The organism is Craurococcus roseus, assembly GCF_039523795.1.
Classification (GTDB): domain Bacteria; phylum Pseudomonadota; class Alphaproteobacteria; order Acetobacterales; family Acetobacteraceae; genus Craurococcus; species Craurococcus roseus.
This window is the reverse complement of record NZ_BAAAFZ010000083.1, coordinates 1-1,550: the sequence shown is the minus strand read 5'-3', so window position 1 is coordinate 1,550 and position 1,550 is coordinate 1. Positions and strand designations below refer to the sequence as shown.

Here is a 1,550-nt window from a genome sequence, read left to right as displayed (position 1 = left end):
GCGCCGGGGCCGGGGCGCGCGTCGTCGTCGCCACCTTCGCCGGGGCGCCGGCGCTGACGGCGAGCGACATCCAAGTCATCGCTTAGCACTACCTGGGCACTCTAGGATCAGGAGGTGGTTGGAGCCCTCGTCTACAGTGCGGGCATCGGATCGGGGGGACGAGGTGCGCGAACAGCCGCCCGACGATGGCGCGGCGCACGGCGGGCGGGCTCGGCGACGGCGGCGGCCCCGGAACGCGTCGCGGCATTTTCCCCCGGCCCCGCCCGGCGGCGGTGCCCGGCGAGGCGGAGGTGCTGCAGGTAGGCGAAGGCGACGCGGCCCATCAGCGCGTGGCGATGCAGCCCGGTCCGGGAGCGCCCCTCGAAGTGGCCCAGGCCCAGTTCCTGCTTGAGCTGCTGGTGCGCCTGCTCGCACACCCAGCGCGCCTTGATGGCGGCGGCGAGGGCGCGCAGCGACGTCCCGGGCGGCAGGTTGGAGAGGTGGTGTTTCCGCTCGCCCGACGCGCGGTGTTCGCCCACCAGCCAGACCTCCCCGCCCGGCAGGTGGCGGTTGTTGCCCCAGGTGGCGCCGTCGCCGACGCGGACCCGGACCGCCGCGAACCGGGCGGCGAGCGTCCCCTTCGTGCCGCGCCGCCAGGCCACGCGCCGCCAGGGCAGGCCCGCGAGCACCTCCTCGGCAGGACGCGGCTCCTCGTCCGCCACGAGGCGGCGGGCGGGACCAGCCGCACGCCGGTGCCGTAGACCCTCTGGTTGCGCGGGATGCCCGCCGCCCAGAGCAGGCCCCGCTCGTCGAGCCCGCTGCGGAACTCGGCGCTCGCGCCGCATCCCGCGTCGGCCAGCACGGTGCCGAACCGCGCGCCCGCCGCGCGCAGCCGGTCCACTTCGGCCAGCGCGATCTCGCCCTTGCTCGTCGGTGCCATCGCCGCCCCGGGCACGCCTGCCCGCGCGCACCGCCCGGCCTTCCCGGTCCACTCGTCGGCCGGGAACAGCCGCAGGCCCACGGGGATGGGCACCTCGCCCCGCGCCAGGGTCAGCGAAACCAGCGCCTGGCAGCTGGCCTTCTTGCCCAGCTGCCCGCAGTACTGCCGCGCCACGCCGACCGACAGCGCGCCCTTCTTCGGCAGCGCCGTGTCGTCGACCACCAGCGCCGCGCCCGGGCCGCCCACCAGCCGGTCGGCCTCTCCCGCCAGCACCCGCCACAGCGGCCCGTCGTCCCAGGCCGGGCCGGCGATGAAGTGCTGCAGCTGGTCGTGCCCGGACAGCCCCAGGCAGGCCGCCATCGGCCGCAGGCTCTTGCGCTCGCCGGGGCCGAGCAGGCCCCGCAGGCACAGCGGCGCCCAGGTCCGCCGCGTCTTGCGCCCGAGCACGTCGAGGAAGGGTGCGAGCCAGGCATCCAGGTCGCGCGCGCCGTTGCCGACGTCCGCCATCGTCGCCTCCCACCACCTCCGTCAGCAGGTGGCGATCGGCGTCCCGTTCGGAAATGCCCAGGTATTGCTAGTGGTCTGAGTTGGAAGTGCGCTGGCAGAAACGGGCGACGCTGGCGAGGATGTC

At 75.7% G+C, this 1,550-nt stretch carries 1 protein-coding gene; it reads right to left on the bottom strand.

Going from position 1 to position 1,550, the window contains the following annotated elements; all coding sequences use genetic code 11:
* Nucleotides 1-322: 322 nt before the first annotated feature.
* Nucleotides 323-1,426 carry an IS701 family transposase gene (locus ABD067_RS22845; RefSeq protein ID WP_456305262.1) on the bottom strand — a complete coding sequence of 368 codons (1,104 nt, stop codon included), beginning with the start codon at nucleotides 1,424-1,426 and terminating at the stop codon, nucleotides 323-325.
* Between the last annotated feature and the right edge of the window lie 124 nt (nucleotides 1,427-1,550).